The following is a 22907-nucleotide window of genomic DNA, read 5'->3' as shown; positions in this document are numbered from 1 at the left end:
CTTTCGTTCGGGTGTGCGGGGTCTAGACGCCGGCCGGTTCGGGCTCGGCAGCGATGTCGGCGTACTGGTCGTCGTAGTCGGCCGCATCGTACGCGGATTCGGTTTCGGTCTTCCCTTCGATGATCGCGTTGGCGATCGTCGAGACCATCAGCCGAACGCTGCGGATCGCGTCGTCATTCCCCGGGATCGCGTAGTTGATCTCGTCGGGATCGCAGTTGGTGTCGATCACCGCGATGATCGGGATCTTCAGCTTCTGCGCTTCGGCCACGGCGATGCGTTCTTTCTTCGGATCGACGATGAACATCGCGTCCGGCAGGCGGTGCATGTCCTTGATCCCGCCCAGGAACTTCTCGAGCTTCTCCAGCTCGTCGGTGAGCCGCGCGACTTCTTTCTTGGGAAGCAGATCGAAGGTGCCTTGCTGGCGCATCCCTTCGAGCTCGCGCAGGCGCGCGATGCGCTTCTGGATCGTCGCGAAGTTGGTGAGCGTCCCGCCCAGCCAGCGCTGGTTGACGAAGAACGTGCCGGCGCGCTCGGACTCTTCGCGCACGACGTCCTGCGCCTGCTTCTTCGTGCCGACGAAGAGAATCACGCGCCCTTCGCGCGACATCTGCTTGACCGCATCGTAGACGCCGTTGAGCATCGCGAGGGTCTTCGAGAGGTCGATGATGTAGATGCCGTTGCGCTCTTGAAAGATGTACGGCTTCATCTTCGGATTCCAGCGGCGGGTCTGATGTCCGAAGTGGACGCCCGCCTCCAGAAGAGCGCGCATCGTAACGCCTGAGGCCATAATAAACTGAGGTCCTTTCTGATCCCGCGGCCGCCGTCCGTGGCGCCCGTTGCTGGGTCATCGGCGTTCCGCTCGCCGGAGCGGGCGGAACGCTCTCCTGCCCTCCGGGCAGGTGAGATGAGGCCCCTGTGCGGGGCAACCCCAGGAGTATACCACGCCGTCAGGACGCGGCGCTAGGCCGGGGTGATGACAAGGTAAGCGAGCGACACTCCGACATCGCTTGCCTTATCCGCTCCGCAACTGCGCCGCTTCCGTGCAAGCGCGACACGTGCAGATAGGCCGCCGACGCACGATCGCACAATCTTCGGTGTCCATGTGCCAGGCCTTCGGTACCGCCGTAAACATCGCGTCGCGGTCGTTTCGAAATTACCGAGCCTCCGAGTCGAACGCACGATGACGTCAAGCGCTGACGTCGGTTTCTGGCGAAACCGCAGGGTGTTCGTGACCGGATACACCGGCTTCAAAGGGACGTGGCTCTGTGCAATGCTGCTGCGGCGCGGCGCACACGTCGGCGGGATCGCGCTCGCGCCGCACACCGCGCCGAGTCTGTGGGAACGTACGCCATACGCGCCGCACGTCGACGGCCGCCTCCTTGATGTGCGCGATGCCGCCGCGGTTACGTCCGCGGTCGCGAGTTTCCGTCCGCAGACGATTCTGCACCTCGCTGCGCAGCCGCTCGTTCGGCGCGGGTACGCCGAACCGGTGCTGACCTACTCTACGAATGTGATGGGGACGCTGCACGTTCTCGACGCCGCGCGCACCATCGCCGAACTCGAACACATCGTCGTCGTCACCAGCGACAAAGTCTATGCCGACCGGCCGAGTCCCGGCGGCTATCGCGAAGACGCACGGCTCGGCGGATCCGAACCGTATGCCGGGAGTAAGGCGGCAGCGGAACTGGTCGCTGAGACGTACCGCCAGGCCTATTTTTCGGCATCCGGCTGCGCGCGCGTCGTCTCCGCGCGCGCCGGAAACGTCATCGGCGGCGGCGACTTTTCGGCCGACCGGCTGATCCCCGACGCCTATCGCGCGATCGCGGAGCGCCGCGTGCTGGCGCTCCGCCGGCCGGGTGCAGTAAGACCGTGGCAGCACGTCCTCGAATCGCTCTCCGGCTACGTCATGCTGGCGGAGGCGACCGCATCGGGCAATGCCCGTTCAGACGCGTACAACTTCGGGCCTGCCGACGGTACGGTTGAAGTGGGGACCGTCGCTGAGCGTTTTGTCCGCGGCTTCGGACTCGATCCGCGCACGGCGATTGCAATCGAATCCGCGACCGAACATGAGACCGCAGTCCTCGAAGTGGACAGCACCCGCGCGCGCAGCGAACTAGGTTGGATGCCGCGCTGGACGACCGGCGTCGCCGTCGACCGAAGCGCAGCGTGGTACCGCGGTTTTCTCGAAGGTGAACCCGCCGCGGCGCTCATCGACCGCGACATCGACGCCTACGATCGAATGCCCGCGCCCTATGTGAGTCTCGACGGCATCGCCGGCCGCGAAACCGGCGATCGCGGATGATTCCCGACATCCCGGCATCGACGCGATCATCAGGGCGCTGCGCGTTCGAATGCGCGCTCATCGCTCAGGGGCAAGCTGCGCTGCCATGAAGCTGCTGATCGGCATCCCGACAGGCGGCACACCGACTCGCGGGTTCATCGATGCGCTGAGCGCACTTGCCCTTCCGGCGAGCGTTACGAGTTCAGAACGGGTGGTGTGGACCGGGAACTTCGTGCCCGCGCAACGTGAGATGATCGCGCGCGACGCCGTGCGGCTCGACGTCGACTACGTGGCGATGCTCGACGACGACGTTGTCGTACCGCGCGATGCGCTGATCCGACTGCTCGACGTGCTTCAGCGGGACCCCGGCGCGGCCATCTCGGGCGCGTTCTGCGGCACGAGTGACTCGAATTCGCTTGCCGCGACGAGCGGCACCCTGTCCGCGCTGAGCGAAGGCCCGGTTCGGGTTGACGGGCTCGGCTTCGCCTGCGTCGTACTTCGCGTTGCTGCGCTCCGCGCGCTCGAACTCCCGTACTTTGCAGCGCATGTGTACGTCGATTCCGCTACGCGCACGCTGCGGCAATGCAACGAAGACCATATGCTGTGCCTGCGCATGCGAAAGGCCGGATATCGCGTCGTGTTACATGCAGGTGTCCGTGCCTGCCGGGAACGTGCGATCGGTGCCGATTGCCCGCAAGCGCAAGTATCGTTCCCGTTCGAAACCGTACAGCTCCAAGCTAATGGTCCCCGGGAAGCGAGAGCGCGGCGCGAGCGCGAGTAGCGCTCGGTCTGCTCGTTCGCGAACGCCGGGGGCGTTACCGTTGGGGCCTCTTTGCAGCGATGGAACGCGGACCCGGGTCCAGTTCCGCGACGCGCGGCGTCTCCGCGACCGGTGACGCCGGCTCTCCTGCGGCCGCGCGGTTCGTCTTTTGAATTTCCTCGTAGACTTCAGAACGGTGGACGGGGATCGAGCGCGGCGCCTCGATACCGAGCTTGACCGTGTCACGGTCGACGGAAACAACGACGATGCGTACGTCGTCTCCGATCATGATCGCCTGATTGAGTTTGCGGCTGAGAACCAGCACGGGAGCGCCCTCCGTGGCTCGTGCGGCGCAACGCCGCGTCTTTGCCGTTGGCGCTTCCCGCCGAGGGGGCTACGCTCCCGCCTGAGTCCAGGCGCGCTTGGGCGGGATCGTCGTACGAACGGAGTAGCCGCCCGTCTCGAGCGCCACTTGGTGCGCCCGCCGCGTCCGCAAGTTGATCACGATCGGCGCAAGGAGGTTTATCGTCATATCGGCGACGTTACCGGCCACGACCACGCAGAGCGCGGCGAACTCCTCCGGGCTCTGAATCTCGAGCAAGGCTGAGGCGTACGGCGGCAGCTGAGGTGAGTACTCTTCGAAGATCGCCCAAGGATCGGCCGTGGGCAGCGCGACCGAGACGTCGTCGAGGCTCTGGAGCCAGATGAGATGCTCTTGGCTCGTGAACTGGATGGCGACGAATCGACGGTGCGAGGCGAAGCCGGGAAGGCCGGATGGGAACGTCAGCACCTCCGACTCGCGGTACGTGAGCGTCCCGAACCGAGGGAGCTTGATCGTCGTCTCCCGGTCGGCCGGGTTCAAGGTCGTGTTCGTCATCGCGTCCTGACGGCGGTGGACTAAGTTCTCGAACCTCGTATCGTCTCTGCCTTAGGCTGACGGTTCCGGAGGCTGCCTTTTCAGTTATCGGTGGACTCGGACTGAACTTGACTCTGATCGAGGGGCGAGGGCGAGGGTTTTGCCCGACCCTAAAGTCGCCGGAAGCGTTCGACGATAGCACCATGAGCAAGGAAGCGAGCAGCAAATGAGGCGTCAGGATCCATGATTATCAGCCGGGCCCAGATACTGTGCGTGGTCGCCGCGTACAAGTTGCGAAAACAGAGTGTATCGAGCAGCGCGCTGAGATTCGAGACGCCCGACTCGCTCAAACGATTGGAAACCGCCAAGGCATTTGGCGGCCTGTCGGACGAGGCACGGGAGGCGTTCTACCGCCAGGACGTGGTGGACACGCTGCACCACAAAATCGCCGACGGGCGTTATTTCGTGCCGACCGAGGAGATCGTCGAAAAAATGCTGGGGCGGCTCATCGTCGAGGCCGCGTCGACCTGATCGCGGCCGCATCGTCTCAACCGTCGTCGCGCGCAACCGGACTGATGGGGTCGGCGGGCAGCATCTGCGCGTTAGGTTTAGGAATCTCCGCCGCAGCCGCGGCAGAGGCACCCGGGGTCGATTCGCGCGACGGGGCGCCGACAGGCGGGGGCGCTGGTTCGGTCGCGAGACGGCGCGTGCGCAGACGCGCGGAGATGTCAAAGAAACGCTCCGCGAGCGGGCCGGCGTCGGCGGGACGCGCTGCCGGGTCGAAGGCAAGCATCGCGTGGATCAGCCCCGCGAGCTCGGGATCGACGTCCGGTACGCGCTCGGCGAGCGGCGGCGGTTCACCCTCAAAACGCTGCAGTGCGGTATCGATCGGTCCTTTCCCGCTAAACGGCGGCTCCCCCGCAACCACGTGGTAAAGCGTCGCGCCGAGCGCGTAGATATCGGCCGCCGGCCCGACGTCACCGTTGCGAGCCTGTTCGGGCGCGACGTAAAGTACCGTGCCGAGCAGTTCTCCGGGCACCGTCAATTCGAGCGAGGCCTGATCGTCGAGACGCGCGAGCCCGAAATCGGTGAGATGCGGAATGCCCTGGTCGTCGATGAGGATGTTCCCGGGCTTGATGTCGCGGTGAACGATCCCTCGTTCGTGCGCGACGGCAAGCGCACGCGCGATCGCCCCGCCGATCGCCGCTGCGCGCTCGGAGGAGAGTGCATGGTCCGCGAGGACCTCCTGCAGCGAACGGCCCTCCACATAGTCCATCACGATGAAAGGCCGTCCATCCTCGTTCTCGCCGACGTCATGGACGGCGATGACGTTGGGGTGCACGATCCGCGCTTCGGCGACCGCTTCGCGCCGGAAACGCTCGTGCAGTACACCGCCTGCGTCGGAACGGCGCTGCAGCAGCTTGATAGCAACCGACCGTTCCAGCACGGTGTCGTACGCTACGAACACCGTCGCCATGCCGCCGTGACCCGCGACGTGGTCGAGCCGGTATCGCCCACCGAGCAACCCGTTCGTCGCCATCGCTAACGAAGTACCCCATGGGAGAGGCATGCTCCCGGTCCCCGGCGCGTGATGCGGATTGGACTGCGGCAATTCGATCTGCGCGCATGTCGCGCCGCGTCGCCGAAGGGGCGGAGCCGAATGTTAGGCTGCCGAACGCTTCCCTTGCCGGGTGATTTCGCACTCCGTCCGGAGGAACCGCATGACGACTCGTGTGTCACTCGGAATAGCTTTTGCGGCGCTTCAGGACTTCGGGTGGGCGGGCAAGAGGTCGAGCCCACCACAGTGGAATAGAATCGCCGCTGCAAATCGGCCCTCATTGCGATAGCCGCGCGCGCGGAATTTGATCATTTGGATCTTGCTGTTGAGGCTCTCGGCTGCCGCATTGGTGATCGGCTTGCGAATGTACGTGATGATGTTCGCAAAGTGACGTTTGAGCGTGCGCGCGACGCTGATCATTTCGGGCAATTGAGAGTGCGTCGCCCACCGGTACCAATCGGCAAAGAAACGACGCGCTGCGGACTCACGCCGATATCGCCAGAACTCCGTAAAGTGCTCCTTCATCGACCACGCGCGGCCAAGGCGTTTGTACTGGCTCCGCAAGGCGCTCAGATCACGTCGTTCGTCGCGGTCGAGATTCGCAAACGAGCGCAACCAGGAATACTTAGTCCCTTTCAATGCCGTTCGGTCGAGCGTCTTGTCACGCATCATCGCTCGACGAGTGAGATCGACGGCTTTGGTGAGATATGCCGTGATGTGGTACTTATCGAAGACGATCTTCCGTGCCGCATCGGGCACGTGTGCTACGGTCGACTCGAAGTACGGCTGCCACATATCCATCGCGATGCCCTCAATGGCATGAAGTTGTTCGTGCGAAAGGCCGTCGTAGAAAGCGTCAATCGATTCGCGCTTGCGACCGCGACCGACCCACAGGACCTCGCCGCGGTCCAAGTCGGACACGATCGTGAAGTACCGATGCCGCTTTTTGACGGCCTTCTCGTCGATGCCGAGATGCCGCACAAGACGTGGCAGTCGCCGCTGCTTACCGCGCTCGACCGCCCGGAGCATAATGGAATCGACTTGCTCCCAGCTGATGCCCAAGCGACGCGCGACCGCCGCGACGGACATCTCGAGTAGGAGGGCGATCGCCAAACGCTCGAAGCGCGACGTAAACTCGGTACGACCGCTTGACCAGGGAATCGCAACGGTCGTGACGCCGTGCTCGGGACAATCGATCCGGGGTACGGAGGCGTGCAAGAAAAGTTGGTCGCCGGCCAGATCGAGGTCACGCCAGACGCGCTCGCGATGATCGTGCTTGGGGCACTCCCGATCGCATTTTGGACAGCGACCCGCGCCTTGCCATTCAAGCCGAACATCGACCCGATTTCGCTCGAGATCGAGCTTTGATTCGGTCACGTCCCAAGGATCTTCGACGCGCAGCAACCCGCGGATGAATTCGGTGTCTCGCATGGCGTAGCATTACGACGGCCGACCGATTTCCTCTCGCCCGCCCACTACAAAACCGGAAGACCCGCTTTTGCATTGCTGCTCTCCGCCACGGCTTCGTCCGCCGCGACCGAACCCGTCGCCGCCAAGATCGCCCGAGCGGTATCGGCCGGGCCGGCGTCGATCGCCGCGAAGGCGACCGTGCTCGACATGGACGCGTCCGGAAAGGCGACGGTCCTGCGCAAAGGGAGCAACGGCTGGACCTGCATCGCCGGCCACAAAGGCGTCGTCGGCGACGACCCGATGTGCGCCGACGCCGCCGCGATGCAGTGGGCCGCCGACTGGATGGGCCACAAGCCGAAGCCGACTGACGTTGCCCCGGATGTCAGGCCGCGGATAACCGTGAGTTTGGGGTAGTGCGATGATGCTCGATGAACTCGGCCGGCGTCAAGCCGCCGAGCGCGGTGTGGGGTCGGCGATGGTTGTAATCGACACGCCATGCTTCGATCGCGGTGCGAGCGTGGAAGAGCGTGGGAAAGGCGTGCTCGTTGAGTAACTCGTCTCGGAAACGTCCGTTAAAGCTCTCGACGCTGCCGTTCTGAGTCGGCTTGCCGGGTTCGATAAAGTGCAGCTCAACGTTGACCCGCGCGGCCCAGCCGAGCATCGCGTTGCTCGTGAACTCGGTTCCGTTGTCGAACTTGAGCGTCGGCGGTAGACCGCGCTCTTGCGCGAGACGTGAGAGCACGCGCACGACACGCTCGCCGGTGAGCGAGAAGTCGACTTCGATGCCGATCGACTCTCGGGTGAAGTCGTCGATAATCGTCAGCGAGCGAAACTTTCGCCCGTTGCTAAGCGCGTCGTGTACGAAGTCGAGCGACCAGCGTTCGTTCGGCCGCGTGACCGGCGGCACGACGTTGCCACGGACGTATCGTACGCCACGCTTACGTCGACTGCGCAGCTGTAGACCAGCGTTGCGATAGATCCGATGAACTCGCTTGTGGTTCACGACGAAGCCTTCGCGGCGCAGCATGATCGTGAGCCGGCGGTAGCCGAACCGACGGCGTTCTGCGGCGAGCGCCTTGAGCCGCTCGAGCAACGCCGGATCGTCCGTCCGCCGCACGCGATACTGCGCGACGGATCGCGGACAACGCGCGATGCGGCATGCGGCGCGTTGGCTCACACCGAGGTCTTGCAGGGCCCTCACCGCGGCTTTTCGCTGCGAGGGCCCCAGGAGTTTTTTGCGATTAGCTCTTTCATCGCGTCGTTCTCGAGCGAAAGGTTCGCGATGATGCGCTTCATGCGCCCGTTCTCGTCTTCGAGCACGCGACCGCGGGCGACCTCGCTGCTCTGCATGCCGCCGTACCGGGATTTCCAGGCGGAGATGGTGTTCGGATGAACGCCGTGTCGACGGCCGAGCTCGATGAACGAGGCGCCGGCGTCGTGTTCTCGGAGGATCGAGACGATCTGCGTCTCGGTGAAGCGGGACTTCCGCATGCGGGCTTCCTTTCGGCCCATCGGCCGGGGAAACCCACGGTATCAACTGACCCGGATCACCGGGGCAACGTCACGACCAACACCAAGCCGGGCATCGTCTACATGTACGCCGGCGGAACGGATTGGAGCGCCGACGACCCCTACGCTTCCAAGGGGACGCCGATCACCGAGCCGGCGCACTGGATGATCATGTGGCCGTTCGATCTGAAGGCCTCCGGCATTCCTTCGAAGGTCGCCAATACCGGCACCTGGGTGATGTGGGCGGGGACGCCCTACGCGCACCTCATGATCAACGGCAAGGCGAAGAGCTAGCGCGCGAACTGGGCGGCGTGCAGCGTCGCGTACGCGCCCCCAGCGGCGATGAGATCGTCGTGGGTCCCCGTCTCGCGCACGCTGCCGCCCTCGATGTAGAGGATCTTGGTCGCGCGGCGGATCGTCGAGAGGCGGTGCGCGATGATCAGCGTCGTGCGGCCCGGGAGCAGACGGTCCAACGCGTCTTCGATCAGCGCTTCGGAGTGTGAGTCGAGCGCGCTCGTCGCTTCGTCGAGGATCAGGATGCGCGGATCCCGCAGGATCGCGCGCGCGATCGCGATCCGCTGGCGCTGGCCGCCCGAGAGGCGGATCCCGCGCTCGCCGACGGTCGTTTCGTAGCCTTCGGGAAGCTTGCGGACGAACTCGTCGGCGTTCGCTTCGCGCGCCGCCGCCACGACCTCGTCGTCGCGCCCCGAGAGCCGGCCGTAACGGATGTTTTCGGCGATCGTGCCGTTGAAGAGCTGGGTCTCCTGCGGGACGATCGCGATCGCCTCGCGCAGATCGGCGAGCCGCACGCGCGCGATGTCGACGCCGTCGACGGTGATGCGCCCGTCCTGCGGTTCGTAGAAGCGCGGAACGAGGTTGACGATCGTGCTCTTTCCGGCGCCCGACGGACCGACCAGCGCGACGACCTCGCCGTGCAGCATCTCGGCGGAAAACCCGCGCAGCACCGGGCGGCCGTCGTCGTAGGCGAACGTCACCCCCTCGAAGCGCACGTCGCCGCGCACCGCCGGGAGCGGGAGCGCGCCCGGCGGATCGTCGCGTTCGACCGGCAGGTCGAGGATCTCGAAGACGCGGCTCGCACCGACGAACGCGCGAGCGAAGTCGGCGAAAAAGATCGAGAAGCGATTCATCGGGTTGATGAGCAGCGCCGTCGCGCCCCAGAACTCCCACGCGCGTTCGGGCGAGAGCCGCCCGATCGCGACCTCGCGCGCCGTGACGACGATGACCGCGCAGACGGCGAGCATCACGACGAACGCGAGCACGGGCGCCTGCGTCTGGTTGAACTGCGTCACCTTCATGTATGCGCCGAAGTAGCGCTCGTTGGCGTCTTCGAACCGCGCGCGCTCGAACTCCTCACGGCGGAACGCCTTGACGACGCGTTCGTTCGCGAGCACCTCGACCAGATTGCTCGAAAGATCGGCGATCCGTTCCTGCGCGCGTTTGGTGCCGCCGACGATGAGCGCGTTGAAGTTGCCGACCACCCACGCGACCAGCGGCGACGCGACGAACAGCACGATCGCGAGAAACCAGTCCAGCCACATCATGTAGACGAGCGCGCCGACGAAGGTGACCGTCGTCTGCACGAACTGGGGCAGCGAGATCGAGATCGCGTCTGTCATCAGCCCCAGATCGCTCGACATGCGCGCCTGCAGTTCGCCGGGCCGCCAGCGGTCGAACTCGCGCAGCGGCATGCGCACGATGCGGTCGAACATCCGCGCGCGGAACGACGCGACCATCTTCTGTCCGCTCCACGCGGTGAGGTAGCCCTGACCGTACGCCGCGGCATTGCCGACGATCTGCGAGCCGATCACCAGCGCGACGATCAGCAGGACGGCGTCCCATTCGGGCTGACGCACCAGCACGTGCGCCTGCAGAAGTCCGGCGACGCGAGCGAGCGTCAGCGGTGCGACGCCGGCGAGGACTCCCAGCAGCATCGCGAGGATCAAGCGTCCGTAGAAGGGGCGCGCTTCGCGAAGCAGCCGCCGGAGCGTCGGGTTCACCGCGAAACCTTCGCCGTCGTCGTTCAGTACCTTCGGCGTAAGGTTGCTGACCGCGAGGTCGTTGTCTGGGTCATGGATTGCTTCTTCCATCATGCCGTTCCGTCAGTATCCGTCTGTACCGGATGCCGCAAGCCCATCTGCGCGACGTGCCGCGCCGCCGACGGCGCCTGCCCGAGCTGCGTGCTCGCGGCGAAGATCGAGTCGGCGCGTCAGGCCAACATGATCAACGGCGGCGTCGGGCCGTCGCAGGGTGCGTGGCAAGCTCCGCCGCCGCCGCAGCCGCCGCCCTACCAGCAGGCGCAGGCCGCGCCCCCGCGCGTCACGGTCCAGACCGGGACCGGTCTGGCGGTGCGCCCCGAAACCCGCGCCTTGGTCGCGCTGAGCTACCCGTTCTGGCCGCTCGCGCTCCTCGCGCTCCTCGATTCGAAGGGCTCGTACTTCGTGCGCCGTCAGGCCTGGCAGGCGCTCGGCTTCAACTTCGGGATGTGGGGCTTCGGCGCCGTTCTCGGGGGGATCGCCTCGCTGCCGATCCTCGGGGCGAGCGCCTGGCCGCTGCTCCCGTTCATCGTACCGGTCTGGATCGTCGCCAGCATCGTCTACGGTTTCCGGGTGTGGAACGGTGAGGACGTCAACGTGCCGATCGTCGGCGACTGGGTCGACGCCCGGCTCCCCGAGTCACGTCAGGCCGTCCAGTAGGCGAGCGCCTCAGCGCGAGGACGCCGCCGACTCGCGGGCCGACTGCACCCACGCCTCGACGGCGTCCGGCGCGCTCGGGATCGCTGCGGAGAGAATGTCGACGCCGGATTCGGTGATGAGCACGTCGTCCTCGATGCGCACGCCGATCCCGCGATACTTCGCCGGAACGGTCAGGTCGTCGGGCTGGAAGTAAAGCCCCGGTTCGACGGTCAGCACCATCCCCGCGCGCAGCGCGCCGAACTTGTACGTCTCGGCGCGCGCCGCCGCGCAATCGTGGACGTCCAGGCCGAGCATGTGGCTGACGTTGTGCAGCGAGTATCGCTTGTAGAACAGGTTCTCGTCGCGCAGCGCATCCTCGGCCGACGGCAGGATCCCGAGCCGCTCGAGGCCGTGCGCGAGGACGTGCATCGCCGCGCGATTCGGTTCGAGGAAGTCGTTGCCCGGCGCACACTTCGCGAACGCCGCCTGCTGCGCGTCGTACACCAGCTGATAGATCGTGCGCTGTTCGGGGGTGAAGCGGCCGCCGATCGGAACCGTGCGCGTGATGTCGGCGGTGTAGAGCGTTTCCGCTTCGACGCCGGCATCGAGCAGGAGCAGCTCGTCGTCGCCGATCGTGCGGTCGTTGCGCGTCCAGTGCAGCGTGCACGCGTTGGCGCCGCTCGCCGCGATCGTGTTGTATCCGACGTCGTTCCCGTCGACGCGCGCGCGGAAGTTGAACACGCCCTCGACGTAGCGTTCCGTCTTCGCGGAGGGCAGGGCGCGCACGACGTCGTCGAAGCCGCGCTGCGTCGCCGCGATCGCGCGGCGCAGTTCGCGCACTTCGAGATCGTCCTTGATCAGCCGGAGCTCCGAGAGGAACGTCGCGAAGGCGCCGTCGCGTTCGCCGTCGCCGTCGACGGCGAGCGTCGCGTCGAGTTCCGGATCGATCCCGCGCAGGCTCCGGCGCTGCTGAGCCGGCACGTCCGCGAGATCGCCGGCGAGTTCGGCGAGCGGCTTGGCCGCGATGCCGAACCGCTGCTCCGTCTGCGGCAGGCCCAAGCGCGGGCCGACCCAGAGTTCGCCCTTCACCCGATCGGTGAAGAACGTCGCGTCGGTCTTGCCGGGATTGGGCTCGCAGTAGAGCAGCGCGTCGTGCGTCCCGCCGCGCGGAACGAGCACCAGCACGTTGTCCGGTTCGGTGTTGCCGGTGAGGTAATAGAAATCGGTCCCGGGGCGGAAGCGATACGCGGTGTCGTTCGCGCGGGTCTTCTCGCGCCCGGTCGGAACGATCAGCGTCTCGCCGGGAAACGCCGCCGAGAGTGCGTCCCGGCGGGCGGCGAAGCGCTCGATCCCCTCCACCTTCGGCGCCCGCGTCGCGGGCGGCAGCGCCCAGCCCGACGTCATGAACTTCAGCAGGTTCTCGGGGGTGCCGACGTCGTGCGCCGCGCGCGCTTGCTCCTCGCTCATGCGATGGTCTTCGGCACGGCGGCGCCGCCGCCTCGGCGCGCGGGAGCGATGCGTTCGTAGTCGTCGTCGATCCCGCGCATCCCGCCGATGACGTCGTCGGAACGGCGCGACCGGACGCGCGTGAATCCCAAGCGCGCCAGCACGCGCTGCGAGGCCACGTTCCGCCGGTCGACGGTCGCGCGCACGACGCCGGCCCCGCACGCGAAGAGCTGCGCGACGAGCGCGCCGACCCCTTCGCGCGCGTAACCGCGGCGCTGCTGCGCCGCGAGGATCACGTAGCCGATCTCGGCGTGCGCGAAGGCCGCATCGACGGTCGCCTGCACATAGCCCGTCGCGGCGCCGTCCGCGTCGATCGAGATCCAGTTGAGCCAGAGCGCGCCGCCCGGCCCCGGCGCGCGCCCGGAGGCGAGCCGCGCGTACCGCTCGCGCAATGCCGCGCGCGTCGCCGGGATCGGATCGTTCTGGTAGCGGTACAGCGACGGATCCTGCAAGCCCTCGAACATCAGGTCGGCATGCTCCGGGCGAACCGGTTCCAGCCGCAGCCGCGTCGTGCGCAACACCGGAAAGATCACGGCGAGCGTGCTCATCGGCGCAGCGCGCGGGGTCAGGCGGGCGTGCGCACTTCGCGCGCGTAGCGCTCGAGGAACGCGCGGGCCGCGGTTTCGTGGTCGAGCACCGGCGGCGGATACGAACGCGTCCCGAACAGCGGCAGCGGCAATTGCTGTTCGCGGCCGCCGAGGCCCGGATCGAGGATCGCGACGTCGGGCTGGCCGGCGAGTTCGGGGATCCACGTGCGGATGTACTCGGCGGCGGGATCGAAGCGGCGCGCCTGCTTCACTGGATTGTAGATGCGCGGATAGGCGGCCAGATCGGCGCCGACGCCCGCGATCCACTGCCAGTTTCCGGCGGCGAGCGCGGGATCGTCTTCGACGAGGTACACGTCCCACTCGTCGCGGCCGATCCGCCAGTCGACGCCCAGATCGAAGCACAAAAACGCCGCCGCGATCGCGCGCACGCGCGGGTGCATCCAACCGGTCGCGCGCAGTTCGCGGATGCCGGCGTCGACGAGCGCGAACCCGGTGCGCCCGCTGCGCCACGCATCCAGATGCGGATGCGTCCGCGCGAACGCGAAGCGCCGCATCTTCGGCTGCAGCGGTTCCTCCGCGAGCGACTCGTTGTACCACGCGAGCTGCAGAAAGAAATCTCGCTCCGCGAGCGCGCGCAGGTACAGACGCAGCGAGGCGCGCTCCTCCGCGAGCAGAAACGGATCGGCGGCGCGCTCGCACGCGGAGCGCACGACCTCGCGCGCCGCGATCGTCCCGAACGAGAGTTCGGCTGAGAGCCGCGACGTTTCACGCGCCGCGGGGACGTTGCGCGCGACGCCGTACTGCAGGACGGCGGACTGCAGAAACGTGCGCAGTTTCGCGCGCGCCGCGTCTTCGCCGGCGTCGCCGGGCAGCGGCGCCTGCGAGCCGAACTCTTCGGGGATCGGGAGCGCTTCGCTCGCGATCTCGACGGCGGCGAACGACGCGCTGCCGGCGTCCTGCGGCGGGAGCAGGGTGCGCCAGCGCGCGTGATACGGGACGAACGCACGATAGCCGTCACCGCGCGAATGCGCAGCCGCCGCGTCTTCGGGCGGGATCGCCGGCCCGTCGTGCATCGGCAGCGCGCGCAGCCCCGCCTCCTCGAGCGTCGACTGCAGGTCGCGGTCGCGCCGGATCGTCTTCGCGTCGTAGCCGCAGCTCCAGGCGACGACGCCGGCGCCGAGCGCGCGCGCGAGCGCACGCAGCACGGGTCCCGCGTTGCCGCGCCGCACGATGAGCGCGCTCCCCCGAGCGCGCAGCGACGCGTCGAGCGCGCGGATCGCTGCGCAGTAGTACGCGGCGCGCCGCGGCGAGCGGCGCAAACGCGCGGCGCTCACCGGATCGATCACGTGAACGGGGACGACGACGCCGTGACGCGCCGCCGCGGCGAGCCCCGCGTGATCGTTCAGCCGCAGGTCCCTCGTAAATGCGAACACCGCCCGCGCCACGCCGGGCCGCGTTCACTACCGCGCTGCCGCGGTCCTCGGCCGGTTACAGGCTCTCGACGTAAGCGGCGACGTCGTCGACGTCCTTCTCGCTCAGCGGCGACGGATAGAGCTTCGGCATCGGCGGCTTCGGGTTCTTGATCCACGCAACGGCCTGCTCGTAGTTCTTGCGGCTCTTCTCGTCTTTGAGCGACGGTCCGACGCCGCCCTCGATTCCGCTCGCACCGTGACACTGCGCGCAGTTCGCCGTGAAGATCGTCTTGCCGTGGCCCGCGTCACCCGTCGCCGCCGACGCGCTCGACGCGTTGCTCCCCGACTGCGAGGCGGGCGCGGTCGTCGACGTGGTCGTGGTGGTCGTCGACTGCGACGACTGATCGCTGCCCTTCGAGCATCCGACGGCAAGGAACGAACACATCGCGACAGAGGCGAGGACGGTGAACGATTTCAACTGCATGGGTCTCCTTTTGCGTGCAGACCCGAGCGTACCTAGGGAGGGCATCCTCACGCGGCGACGGGAGAACGCTCTCCTGGTTCCGTAATCGAAGCGCCGTGAGCCGGGTCTTTATCCGCTACGCGTTACCGAGCGACGCCGAGCGGCTCGTGTCGGACGGCGTCGTCGACGGGAGCACGCCCGGCGGCGACCCCTGGCCAGCGCGCGTTCAGAAGGGGCTGAGCGAACAGCAGGCGGGGCGGCGCCTCGTCCTCGTCGCCGAGGACGCATCCGGATTGCTCGGGACAGTGCAACTCGTCTTCAGCTTTCCCAAGGGCTACAGCGATCGCGAGGCGGCGAACGGAATCGACGTCGCGATGGTCGAGGCGCTGCGGACGCGCTCGGACGCACCGCACGGCGTCGCGACGCAGCTCATCACCGACGTGCAGAATCTCGCCCGCAAGCGCGGCGTGAAGACGCTGACGTTCCTGCTGCACATGGGCGACAACCGCGGGATCGCGCAAGCGAAGTCATGGGGCTTCGAGGAGTTTCGCATCATGCCCGAGGCCGGCCGGATGCTGGCGTTCTTCCGAAAGTCGATCGAATGAGCGTCACGCGTCCCAAACGGCTTCCCGCCGAACAACAGGCGATCCGCGTCCTGGGCTGGACCGAACGGGTGGTGTTCGCGGTGATCGGAGTGATCCTGTTCGTCGCGGCGATCGCGCTGCTGCTCCACGCCGGGGCGCACCTGCTGCCGATGTTCGGCACGGGCGACATCATCGACGAGACGACGGTCTTTCTCGATCTCATCCTGCTCACGCTGATGGTCGTCGAACTCGCCTACACCGTCGTGCTCTCGCTCAAGGGCGCCGTGCTCATCGCCGAACCGTTCCTGATCGTCGGGCTCATCGCGGTGATCCGGCGTATCCTCGTGATCACCGTCGGCCACGCGCAGGGGTCACAGAACCCGGCCGTGTCGTCGTCGCCTGCGCTGCTCGAACTCGGCGTCCTCACCGGCGTCGCGCTGGCGTTCGTGGTGAGCATCGTGGTGATGCGCGGCCGCCCCCGCGACCGCTCGCTGGACATCTTCGTCCAGGACGAGTAGCGCTCAGCCGCCGATCTCGCTAAACGCGCGCATCGCGCTCGCCGTTTCGCCGAGCGCGAGATGGTGCCGCTCGGGTTTGACGTGCATCGCGGCGCGCAGCAGCGCGACGATCGCCGCTTCGCCGCCGCCCGCGCGCAGCGGCGTGCGCAAGTCGATCAGGTGATCGCCGAACAGGCACAGCTTGAGCCGGCCGTCGGCGGAGAGGCGGACGCGGTTGCAGGTCTCGCAGTAGTCGTGCGCGAGCGGCGAGATGACGCCGACGGTCCCCGGCACGCCGTCGTAGGCGAAGGTGCGCGCCGGCCCGTTCCCATGCGGGTTCGGTACGGCGTGCAGTGCGCCGAGCGCCCCGAGCCGTTCGAGCACCTCGTCGGAGGAGATCCAGGCGTCGCGCTGCAGCGCGACGTTGTCGTGCACCGGCATCACCTCGATGAAGCGGACGTGCACCGCGCGCGTGCGCGTCATCTCCGCGAACGCTTCGAGTTCGTCGTCGTTGACGCCGCGCATCAGCACGCAGTTGAGCTTCACCGGACCGAGGCCCTCGGCGAGCGCGGCGTCGATCCCCGCCAGGACGCGGCTCAGCCCGGGCCGGCGCGCGATCGCGGTGAAGCGATCGTCATGGAGCGTGTCGAGCGAGACGTTGACGCGGCGCAGTCCGGCGGCGCGCAGCGCGGCCGCCTGGTCGGCGAGGAGCAGCCCGTTGGTGGAGAGCGCGATGTCGTCGATCCCCGGGATCGCGGCGATCAGTGCGACGAGCCGTTCGAGATCGCACCGGATCAGCGGCTCGCCGCCGGTCAGGCGGATGCTACGCACGCCGATGCTCGCCGCCGCCCGGATGATCGCCGCGATCTCCTCGTAGTCGAGGATCTCGGGCTTGGGGATCCACGGCAACCCCGCTTCGGGCATGCAGTAGACGCAGCGCAGGTTGCAGCGATCGGTGACCGAGACGCGCAGATACGTGATCGGCCGGCGAAAGGCGTCGACGAGGGCTTCCGCGCGGGCCGCGATGAGGTCGATCACATCGGCTGGGATTCGCCCCGGTGCCGGAGGGTTCCGCGTCGGGCGGCGCTCCGCGGCCTCAGCTCTCGGCGAAGACCTTGTCGTCGACGGGGACGTTGAGCTTGTAGTTCGCGAACGTCGAACTCACGTCGGCGTTGTAGTGCGGGACGTCGACCTTCCCGGTCTGCGACTTGAGGACGAAATTGCCGCCGATCTGGTCGTAGGTGTTGGTGAACCGGATCGAGCCGCCGTCCTTGTAGACGTAGGTCATCTCGGAGACGGTGGCGGTCTTGTCGTCGACTTTCACGTCGACGTGATCGATGCGGCCGTTCTTTTTGCGCACGAGTTTAAAGGTCGCGATCTTCCCGTCGTCGCCGTTCGGCGTGACGTCGTAGAGCGTGTTCCAGTCCGAGGGCGGCTCCAGCTGCCCGACGACCTTCTTGAGCTGGCCGGCGAGCGCGGGGACGGTTTCGAACTGGACCGCGTTCTTGTCGGGCCGCTTGTAGTACGCTTTGCCGTTGAGGGTCGGGCTCAGATACGGAAACGTGTTAAGCTTGATCGCGACCGTGACGTCGGCCTGATAGGTCTGCAGATCGCTGTTGACGCGCTGCATGCGGGCGTACAAATCGCTGTTCTGCGCGCGCGCCGGAGCGGACGGCAGGGCGACGACGGCGAGCGCGGCGGAGGCGAGCAAAGCGAAGGATCGACGGTTCATCATGGCGTTCGGTGGTGCAACGCCGCCGCGGTCCGCCAGGGTTCCAACGCCGCGAGAATCTCCTCGATCACGTCCGGATCGCGCTCGCCCGCTTGCGCCGCGCGCAGCGCGTCGAGCGCTCGCGGCGAAGCGATCCGGCCGAGCGCCCAGGCCGCATGGCCGCGCACCAGCGCGCTCGCATCGTCGCGGAGCGCCTCGGCGAGCGCCGGCACGTCGGCGCGATCGAGCGCGTTGCCCATCGCGACGGCTGCGTTGCGGCGCAGGACCGCCGCGCCGCGCCAGCCCATCGCGGTGCGGCGCCAGCGCCGGAACGCGGCGTCGCGCAGAGCGAGCAGGGCGCCCAGCGGCGGCGCCGCCGTCTGCGCCTCCAGCGGCGAGAACCGCGCGTCGCCGGCGCGGCCGGCGCGCTGCGAAGGCGGGCACGCGTCGTTGCACAGATCGCAGCCCCACACCCAGGTCCCGACGAAGGGCCGCAGCGCGGTAGGGATCGCGTCGCGCCGCTGGGTGAGATCGCTGATGCAGCGGGTCGCGTCGATCGTGCCGTCACTGCGCAGCGCACTGGTCGGACACGCGCTGATGCAGCGGGTGCACGACCCGCACGAGGTGCGCAGCGGCGCGTCGGCGTCGAGCGCGAGCGTCGTCACGATCTCGCCGAGGAACACCGCCGACCCCAAACCTTTCACGATCAGGCTCGTGTGCTTCCCGATCCAGCCCAGCCCCGCGCGCGCGGCGAAGGCGCGTTCCGCAAGCGGCGCGGTGTCGCAGACGACGCGCGTCACGGCCCCGCCGGCGAGCGCGTCGATCTCCGCGGCGATCGCCGCGAGCTGCGCGCGCATCGCGCGATGATAGTCGGCCGACCACGCGTACGCGGAGACGCGTCCGTAGCCGCGGCGTTCGCGCGGCACCGGCGTGGCGTACGGGATCGCGATGCAGACGACGCTGCGCGCGCCGGGGAGCAGCGTCGCCGGATCGCTCGCCGCCGCCGCGTAGGCCTCGCCGTACGGCCACGTCGCCAGATCGCCGCGCGCGAACGCGGCCCGCATCCGTTCGCGCGTGAGCGCGTCGGGCTGCGCGCTCGCGATGCGCACCGCCGCCGCACCGCGGGCGCGCGCGAGCGCTTTCACCGCCGGCGCCGACGGCTCAGAGACTCGGCAATCCCCCACGCCGCCGCCTCGCGGGAAACGCGCCGTCGATCGCGCGGATCTCCTCGTCGTCCAACTGCACGTCGCCGGCGCCGGCGTTCTCCTCGACGTGCGCGACCGTCGACGCTTTGGGGATCGCGAAGATGCCGTCCGCCCGCGTCAAAAACGCCAGGATCACTTGGCGCGTCGTCGCGCCGTGCGCGCGCGCGATGCGCTCGAGCGTCTGCACGCCGGCGCGGTCGGTCCAATCGCCGCGGCCGAACGGCGTGTACGCAACGACGGCGATCTGATGCTCGCGGCAGTACGGGATCTCGTGCGCCTCGATCGTCCGCTCGCCAAGATGGTAGAGCACCTGATTGCAGGCGATCGGATCGCGCTCGAGCGCAGTGCGCGCTTCCTGCAGATCGTCGACGTCGAAATTGCTGACGCCCAGCGATCGGATCTTCCCGTCGTGGACGAGCCGTTCGAGCGCGCGCATCGTTTCACCGAGCGGAACGCCGCCGCGCCAATGCAGGAGGTAGCAGTCGAGATAGTCCGTCCCCAGCCGCTTGAGCGAGGCATCGCACGCGCGCAAGGTCCCCTCGTACGACGCGTTCGACGGCAGGACTTTGCTCACCAGGAAGAGCTGCTCGCGCGGCAGCCCGCGGATCGCTTCGCCGATCAGCCGCTCCGACGCGCCGTCGCCGTACATCTCGGCCGTGTCGATGTGCACCATCCCGAGCTCGACGCCGCGGCGCAGCGCGCGTTTCGCCTCGTCGGCGCGGTCGCCGCGCGTCGGCGTGTTCCACGTCCCTTGTCCGACGATCGGCACGGTGCGTTCGAGCGGGCCGAACGGGCGCTCGATCACGGCAGAAACTCTTCGGGAACCGCAGCGTCTTTCGCCGAGAGGCGCGGCTCGCCGACCAGCGGCCACTCCACGCCGATCTTCGCGTTGCGCCACCACACCGCACCCTCGTTCGCCGGATCGTACGGCACGCTGTTCTTGTAATGGACGACCACCTCGTCGTCGAGCGCGAGGAAGCCGTGGCCGAATCCGGCCGGAACGAAGAGCTGCTTGTGGTTGCGATCGGTCAGCAGAAAGCCTTGCCACTGCAGATACGTCGGCGAGTTGCGGCGCAGGTCGACGATTGCATCCCAGATCCGCCCCTTGAGGCATTGCACGAGCTTCGCCATGCGGAAGTCGTAGTGCAGCCCGCGGATCACGTTGCGCGTCGACCACGAGCACGAGTCCTGCGCGAAGCGCAGATCGAGTCCGGCCTCCGCGTATTTCGGATCCGACCACGTCTCTTTGAAGAAGCCGCGGTCGTCTTCGAACACGTCGGGGACGAAGACCCGCGCCTCGGCGAACTTCGTCGGCAGCGCTTGAATCACGGGCGATCGGCGCTCGCCGCGCGCGGGTCAGAAGAGATCGAACGCCGCGTCGCGCGCGGCCAGCGCCAAGAGTCCATCGCGCAGATGATAGACCTTGCCGAACCCGGCCTCCTTGAGGCGCTCGGCCGCCCACGCCGACTTCGCGCCCACCCGGCAGGCGACGACGTACGTGCGCGCCGTGTCGAGTTCGTGCAGGCGCGCTTCGAGCGCGGTCGCGGGGATCGCGACGGCGCCCGGGACCTCGCCGAGCGCGCGCTCGTGCGCCTCGCGCACGTCGAGCAGGATCGCGCCGTCGGCGACGAGCGCGTCGTACGCGTCGAGATCGGCGTCGGCGACGGTGCGCTCCGCAGCGGCCCGCTCGGGGACCGTGCCGACGTCGCGGATCGACGGCGCGTCGCCGCACAGCGGACACGCCGGATCGCGTGCGATGCGCACCTCGCGCACGCGCGCGTCGAGCGCGTCGACGAGCAGCAGGCGGCCGACAAGCGGCGTGCCGATCCCCAGCACGAGTTTCAATGCTTCCGAGGCTTGAAACGAACCGACGATCCCGGCGAGCACGCCGAGCACGCCGCCTTCGGCGCACGACGGCACGAGATGCTCGGGCGGCGCTTCCGGATAGACGCAGCGATAACACGGGCCTCCGGGAGCGCCGAAGATCGAGAGCTGGCCGTCAAAACGGAAGATCGCGCCGTGCACGTCGGGCTTCCGCTCCAGCACGCACGCGTCGTTGACGAGATAGCGTGTCGCGAACGTGTCGCTGCCGTCGACGACGACGTCGGCGAGACGCACGAGTTCGCGTGCGTTCCCCGCTTCGAAGCGGGTAGCGAGCGCGTCGATCGCGATCTGCGGATTGAGCGCGCGCAGCCGTTCGGCGGCGCGATGCGCTTTCGGAGCGCCGACGTCGGCGGTGTCATAGAGGATCTGGCGCTGCAGGTTCGTCTCGTCGACGGCGTCGTCGTCGAGCACGATCAGCCGGCCGATCCCGGCAGCGGCGAGATACGCGAGGACCGGCGAACCCAGCCCGCCCGCTCCGATCACGAGCACCCGCGCGCGAGAGAGCTTCTCCTGTCCGGCGAGACCGACTTCGGGGATCAGCAGATGGCGGCTGTAGCGGCGCAGCGCCGCGCTTCCGGCGAGCGTCGTCATCGGTGCACCACGGTGAGTCGTTAGAGCGGCGCGTCGACGAGCGGGGTTGCGGCGGCGGCGGCGGCGCGCCGCGGGTGCATCGCCGCGAGCCAATGCAGGATCGCCGCGCGGCTGTTGTCGCCGGCGAAGGTATGGTCGCTCGAGACCGTCACCAGCGTCTTCGGCTCGCCCGCACGGCGGTGCAGTTCCTCGACCGATGCGCGCGAGACCATCCCGTCGCGGTCGGCGGCGACGAAGAGCACCGGCCGCCCCGCGAGTCCGAGCAGCGCGTCGTCGAGCAGCGGCTCCCAGGCGCTCGCGAGTTCCGGCAGCGAGAGCCCGTCGACGTACGCGGCGCGCAGGTCGACGACGCCGCGCGCCGCGAGCGCGTCGAGCACCGTCGGGCGCCCGTAGCCGGTCGCGATCGCGACCGCGCCGGCGAAGCGCGAATCGCCGCCGGCGGCGACCAGCGCGGTCGTCGCGCCCATGCTGTGCCCGACGGTATAGATCGTCTGCGCACCGCGCGATCGGGCGAACTCGGCGGCGGCCGCCATCGCTCCGACGAGATCGTCGACGCCGCGCAGGCGTCCGCCGCTCGCCCCGAGTTTATGACCGGGAAAATCGAGCGAGTAGACGGCGAAGCCGTGGCTGGCGAGAAACGCGCACATCCCGTCGAGGTTGTGCTTCGAACTCGAGTAGCCGTGGCCGACGACGAGCGCGACGTCGCGCGCGCGGCGCGCTTCGTATTCGAGCACCGCGATGCCGTCGCCGACGCGATGCAGGGTGACGTTCATGACGGGGTGTTCGCGATCCAGGCCGTCTCGCCGTCGCGGTAGATCTCGCGCTTCCAGATCGGCACGCGGGCTTTGAGCGCGTCGATCGCGTACCGGCAGGCGTCGAACGCGGCGCCGCGGTGCGGTGCCGCGACGACGACGAGCACCGACGGTTCGCCGAGCTCGACGCGGCCGGTGCGATGCAGCATCCCCAGCGCGAGCGGTCCGAAGCGTTCGCTCGTCTCGTGCGCGATCGCCTCCATCTCGCCGAGCGCCATCGCCTCGTACGCTTCGTACTCGAGCGCGGCGACCGGCCGCGGATCGCCGGGCGACGTCTCGCGCGTCGTCCCGAGAAACGTCACGACCGCGCCGTGCGCGTCGGCACGCAGAGCGCGCACCAGTGCGGCGGCGTCGAGCGGCGCGGCGGAGAGTCCGATCGTCATCCGCCGCCGACCGGCGGCATCAGAGCGATCTCGTCGCCGTCGCGCAGCGCCGTCGCGCTCGGGACGAGCTCGCCGTTGCGCGCGAAACGCGTCGACGCGCGCAGGGGCGCGAGTTGCGGGGAGGCCGCGGCGAGCAGATCCCACAGCCCGTCGATCGTCGCCGGCTCGGCGATGCCGACGCGCCGTTCGCCGAACCCGAGCAGTTCGCGCAGCCGCGCGAACGCGAGGACGCGCACGGTCACGG

At 68.1% G+C, this 22907-nt stretch carries 28 protein-coding genes; 8 read left to right on the top strand and 20 right to left on the bottom strand.

Annotated elements, in window-relative coordinates:
• Positions 1-22 precede the first annotated feature (22 nt).
• The gene (gene rpsB / locus WPS_RS07715) at positions 23-787 is read right to left on the bottom strand and encodes a 30S ribosomal protein S2 (protein WP_405054919.1); all 765 of its coding nucleotides are present in this window, start codon (positions 785-787) and stop codon (positions 23-25) included.
• A 393-nt stretch (positions 788-1180) separates the two neighbouring features.
• On the opposite strand from rpsB, the gene rfbG reads away from it, so the two are divergent.
• Both rfbG and WPS_RS07705 read left to right on the top strand, forming a co-directional pair.
• On the top strand, positions 1181-2302 hold the full coding sequence (gene rfbG / locus WPS_RS07710; RefSeq protein WP_317997239.1) for a CDP-glucose 4,6-dehydratase: 1122 nt from the start codon (positions 1181-1183) through the stop codon (positions 2300-2302).
• 85 nt (positions 2303-2387) lie between these two features.
• Positions 2388-3062, top strand: a complete 675-nt coding sequence (locus WPS_RS07705) for a glycosyltransferase family protein (RefSeq protein ID WP_317997238.1) — start codon at positions 2388-2390, stop codon at positions 3060-3062.
• 34 nt (positions 3063-3096) lie between these two features.
• Here the strand turns inward: WPS_RS07705 and csrA are convergent, their stop codons facing one another.
• Together csrA and fliW are read right to left on the bottom strand one after the other, a co-directional pair.
• Positions 3097-3366 (bottom strand): carbon storage regulator CsrA, encoded by a 270-nt coding sequence (gene csrA / locus WPS_RS07700; protein ID WP_317997237.1) that lies wholly within the window; start codon positions 3364-3366, stop codon positions 3097-3099.
• A gap of 69 nt (positions 3367-3435) precedes the next feature.
• The gene (gene fliW / locus WPS_RS07695; RefSeq protein ID WP_317997236.1) at positions 3436-3918 is read right to left on the bottom strand and encodes a flagellar assembly protein FliW; all 483 of its coding nucleotides are present in this window, start codon (positions 3916-3918) and stop codon (positions 3436-3438) included.
• Between the two features lie 222 nt (positions 3919-4140).
• Here fliW and WPS_RS07690 point away from each other — a divergent pair, with 222 nt between their 5' ends.
• Positions 4141-4428, top strand: a complete 288-nt coding sequence (locus WPS_RS07690; RefSeq protein ID WP_317997235.1) for a flagellar biosynthesis anti-sigma factor FlgM — start codon at positions 4141-4143, stop codon at positions 4426-4428.
• 16 nt (positions 4429-4444) lie between these two features.
• Here the strand turns inward: WPS_RS07690 and WPS_RS07685 are convergent, their stop codons facing one another.
• Together WPS_RS07685 and WPS_RS07680 are read right to left on the bottom strand one after the other, a co-directional pair.
• Positions 4445-5437, bottom strand: coding sequence for a serine/threonine-protein kinase (locus WPS_RS07685; RefSeq protein ID WP_317997234.1), 993 nt, complete (start codon positions 5435-5437; stop codon positions 4445-4447).
• Positions 5438-5659: 222 nt separating this feature from the next.
• Positions 5660-6886 carry an ISL3 family transposase gene (locus WPS_RS07680; protein WP_317994728.1) on the bottom strand — a complete coding sequence of 409 codons (1227 nt, stop codon included), beginning with the start codon at positions 6884-6886 and terminating at the stop codon, positions 5660-5662.
• 72 nt (positions 6887-6958) lie between these two features.
• Between WPS_RS07680 and WPS_RS07675 the strand changes: the two genes are divergently transcribed.
• Entirely contained in the window at positions 6959-7279 is a 321-nt protein-coding gene (locus WPS_RS07675; RefSeq protein ID WP_317997233.1) for a hypothetical protein, read from the top strand.
• On the opposite strand, the gene WPS_RS07670 is transcribed toward WPS_RS07675, so the two are convergent.
• Positions 7248-8356, bottom strand: a protein-coding gene (locus tag WPS_RS07670) for an IS3 family transposase (RefSeq protein WP_317997232.1) whose coding sequence is annotated in 2 segments (ribosomal slippage) — positions 7248-8104 and positions 8104-8356 — 1110 coding nt in all. Because the reading frame shifts where the segments join, the coding sequence is not laid out codon by codon here. The genes WPS_RS07675 and WPS_RS07670 overlap by 32 nt on opposite strands.
• Here WPS_RS07670 and WPS_RS07665 point away from each other — a divergent pair.
• The gene (locus WPS_RS07665; protein WP_317997597.1) at positions 8255-8668 is read left to right on the top strand and encodes a hypothetical protein; all 414 of its coding nucleotides are present in this window, start codon (positions 8255-8257) and stop codon (positions 8666-8668) included. The genes WPS_RS07670 and WPS_RS07665 overlap by 102 nt on opposite strands.
• Here the strand turns inward: WPS_RS07665 and WPS_RS07660 are convergent.
• Complete coding sequence (locus WPS_RS07660) at positions 8665-10392, bottom strand: ABC transporter ATP-binding protein (RefSeq protein WP_317997231.1); 1728 nt, start codon at positions 10390-10392, stop codon at positions 8665-8667. The genes WPS_RS07665 and WPS_RS07660 overlap by 4 nt on opposite strands.
• Positions 10393-10572: 180 nt before the next feature.
• On the opposite strand from WPS_RS07660, the gene WPS_RS07655 reads away from it, so the two are divergent.
• Positions 10573-11088 (top strand): magnetosome magnetite crystal formation protein family, encoded by a 516-nt coding sequence (locus tag WPS_RS07655; RefSeq protein WP_317997230.1) that lies wholly within the window; start codon positions 10573-10575, stop codon positions 11086-11088.
• A gap of 9 nt (positions 11089-11097) precedes the next feature.
• Here WPS_RS07655 and WPS_RS07650 read toward each other — a convergent pair whose 3' ends face one another.
• Genes WPS_RS07650 through WPS_RS07635 form a run of 4 tightly spaced genes read right to left on the bottom strand, consistent with a single transcriptional unit; the run spans position 11098 to position 15017 of the window.
• Entirely contained in the window at positions 11098-12534 is a 1437-nt protein-coding gene (locus tag WPS_RS07650) for an aminopeptidase P family protein (protein WP_317997229.1), read from the bottom strand.
• The gene (locus WPS_RS07645) at positions 12531-13121 is read right to left on the bottom strand and encodes a GNAT family N-acetyltransferase (protein ID WP_317997228.1); all 591 of its coding nucleotides are present in this window, start codon (positions 13119-13121) and stop codon (positions 12531-12533) included. The genes WPS_RS07650 and WPS_RS07645 overlap by 4 nt, the downstream gene beginning before the upstream one ends.
• A 17-nt stretch (positions 13122-13138) precedes the next feature.
• Positions 13139-14554: a cryptochrome/photolyase family protein gene (locus tag WPS_RS07640; protein WP_317997227.1), complete on the bottom strand. Its 1416-nt coding sequence runs from the start codon at positions 14552-14554 to the stop codon at positions 13139-13141.
• 55 nt (positions 14555-14609) lie between these two features.
• Complete coding sequence (locus WPS_RS07635) at positions 14610-15017, bottom strand: c-type cytochrome (protein WP_317997226.1); 408 nt, start codon at positions 15015-15017, stop codon at positions 14610-14612.
• Between the two features lie 95 nt (positions 15018-15112).
• On the opposite strand from WPS_RS07635, the gene WPS_RS07630 reads away from it, so the two are divergent.
• Together WPS_RS07630 and WPS_RS07625 are read left to right on the top strand one after the other, a co-directional pair.
• A complete protein-coding gene (locus WPS_RS07630) occupies positions 15113-15601 on the top strand; it encodes a GNAT family N-acetyltransferase (protein ID WP_317997225.1) in 489 nt (162 codons plus the stop codon).
• Positions 15598-16098: a phosphate-starvation-inducible PsiE family protein gene (locus tag WPS_RS07625; RefSeq protein ID WP_317997224.1), complete on the top strand. Its 501-nt coding sequence runs from the start codon at positions 15598-15600 to the stop codon at positions 16096-16098. Before WPS_RS07630 ends, WPS_RS07625 begins: the two co-directional genes overlap by 4 nt.
• A 3-nt stretch (positions 16099-16101) precedes the next feature.
• On the opposite strand, the gene moaA is transcribed toward WPS_RS07625, so the two are convergent.
• Genes moaA through WPS_RS07580 form a run of 9 tightly spaced genes read right to left on the bottom strand, consistent with a single transcriptional unit; the run spans position 16102 to position 22905 of the window.
• Entirely contained in the window at positions 16102-17115 is a 1014-nt protein-coding gene (moaA, locus tag WPS_RS07620; protein WP_317997223.1) for a GTP 3',8-cyclase MoaA, read from the bottom strand.
• Between the two features lie 58 nt (positions 17116-17173).
• The gene (locus tag WPS_RS07615; RefSeq protein ID WP_317997222.1) at positions 17174-17809 is read right to left on the bottom strand and encodes a hypothetical protein; all 636 of its coding nucleotides are present in this window, start codon (positions 17807-17809) and stop codon (positions 17174-17176) included.
• Positions 17809-18933: a tRNA epoxyqueuosine(34) reductase QueG gene (gene queG / locus WPS_RS07610; protein WP_317997221.1), complete on the bottom strand. Its 1125-nt coding sequence runs from the start codon at positions 18931-18933 to the stop codon at positions 17809-17811. The genes WPS_RS07615 and queG overlap by 1 nt, the downstream gene beginning before the upstream one ends.
• A gap of 16 nt (positions 18934-18949) precedes the next feature.
• Positions 18950-19798 (bottom strand): aldo/keto reductase, encoded by an 849-nt coding sequence (locus WPS_RS07605; RefSeq protein WP_317997220.1) that lies wholly within the window; start codon positions 19796-19798, stop codon positions 18950-18952.
• Positions 19795-20322, bottom strand: a complete 528-nt coding sequence (rfbC, locus tag WPS_RS07600; RefSeq protein ID WP_317997219.1) for a dTDP-4-dehydrorhamnose 3,5-epimerase — start codon at positions 20320-20322, stop codon at positions 19795-19797. The genes WPS_RS07605 and rfbC overlap by 4 nt, the downstream gene beginning before the upstream one ends.
• A 27-nt stretch (positions 20323-20349) precedes the next feature.
• Positions 20350-21468 carry a molybdopterin-synthase adenylyltransferase MoeB gene (gene moeB / locus WPS_RS07595; RefSeq protein WP_317997218.1) on the bottom strand — a complete coding sequence of 373 codons (1119 nt, stop codon included), beginning with the start codon at positions 21466-21468 and terminating at the stop codon, positions 20350-20352.
• Positions 21469-21488: 20 nt separating this feature from the next.
• The gene (locus tag WPS_RS07590) at positions 21489-22241 is read right to left on the bottom strand and encodes an alpha/beta hydrolase (RefSeq protein ID WP_317997217.1); all 753 of its coding nucleotides are present in this window, start codon (positions 22239-22241) and stop codon (positions 21489-21491) included.
• Complete coding sequence (locus tag WPS_RS07585; RefSeq protein ID WP_317997216.1) at positions 22238-22663, bottom strand: molybdenum cofactor biosynthesis protein MoaE; 426 nt, start codon at positions 22661-22663, stop codon at positions 22238-22240. The genes WPS_RS07590 and WPS_RS07585 overlap by 4 nt, the downstream gene beginning before the upstream one ends.
• Positions 22660-22905, bottom strand: a complete 246-nt coding sequence (locus WPS_RS07580; RefSeq protein WP_317997215.1) for a MoaD/ThiS family protein — start codon at positions 22903-22905, stop codon at positions 22660-22662. The genes WPS_RS07585 and WPS_RS07580 overlap by 4 nt, the downstream gene beginning before the upstream one ends.
• Positions 22906-22907 lie beyond the last annotated feature (2 nt).

This window comes from Vulcanimicrobium alpinum, assembly GCF_027923555.1.
Classification (GTDB): domain Bacteria; phylum Vulcanimicrobiota; class Vulcanimicrobiia; order Vulcanimicrobiales; family Vulcanimicrobiaceae; genus Vulcanimicrobium; species Vulcanimicrobium alpinum.
Note: the sequence above shows the minus strand (reverse complement) of the source record. Positions and strands in the feature narration are given on the sequence as shown.

Coding starts and splice junctions, on each gene's coding strand:
- rpsB (WP_405054919.1), bottom strand. CDS start 787: ATGGCCTCAGGCGTTACGATGCGCGCTCTTCTGGAGGCGGGCGTCCAC.
- rfbG (WP_317997239.1), top strand. CDS start 1,181: ATGACGTCAAGCGCTGACGTCGGTTTCTGGCGAAACCGCAGGGTGTTC.
- WPS_RS07705 (WP_317997238.1), top strand. CDS start 2,388: ATGAAGCTGCTGATCGGCATCCCGACAGGCGGCACACCGACTCGCGGG.
- fliW (WP_317997236.1), bottom strand. CDS start 3,918: ATGACGAACACGACCTTGAACCCGGCCGACCGGGAGACGACGATCAAG.
- WPS_RS07690 (WP_317997235.1), top strand. CDS start 4,141: ATGATTATCAGCCGGGCCCAGATACTGTGCGTGGTCGCCGCGTACAAG.
- WPS_RS07685 (WP_317997234.1), bottom strand. CDS start 5,437: ATGGCGACGAACGGGTTGCTCGGTGGGCGATACCGGCTCGACCACGTC.
- WPS_RS07680 (WP_317994728.1), bottom strand. CDS start 6,886: ATGCGAGACACCGAATTCATCCGCGGGTTGCTGCGCGTCGAAGATCCT.
- WPS_RS07665 (WP_317997597.1), top strand. CDS start 8,255: ATGAACGCCGTGTCGACGGCCGAGCTCGATGAACGAGGCGCCGGCGTC.
- WPS_RS07650 (WP_317997229.1), bottom strand. CDS start 12,534: ATGAGCGAGGAGCAAGCGCGCGCGGCGCACGACGTCGGCACCCCCGAG.
- WPS_RS07645 (WP_317997228.1), bottom strand. CDS start 13,121: ATGAGCACGCTCGCCGTGATCTTTCCGGTGTTGCGCACGACGCGGCTG.
- WPS_RS07635 (WP_317997226.1), bottom strand. CDS start 15,017: ATGCAGTTGAAATCGTTCACCGTCCTCGCCTCTGTCGCGATGTGTTCG.
- WPS_RS07625 (WP_317997224.1), top strand. CDS start 15,598: ATGAGCGTCACGCGTCCCAAACGGCTTCCCGCCGAACAACAGGCGATC.
- WPS_RS07615 (WP_317997222.1), bottom strand. CDS start 17,809: ATGAACCGTCGATCCTTCGCTTTGCTCGCCTCCGCCGCGCTCGCCGTC.
- moeB (WP_317997218.1), bottom strand. CDS start 21,468: ATGACGACGCTCGCCGGAAGCGCGGCGCTGCGCCGCTACAGCCGCCAT.
- WPS_RS07590 (WP_317997217.1), bottom strand. CDS start 22,241: ATGAACGTCACCCTGCATCGCGTCGGCGACGGCATCGCGGTGCTCGAA.
- WPS_RS07585 (WP_317997216.1), bottom strand. CDS start 22,663: ATGACGATCGGACTCTCCGCCGCGCCGCTCGACGCCGCCGCACTGGTG.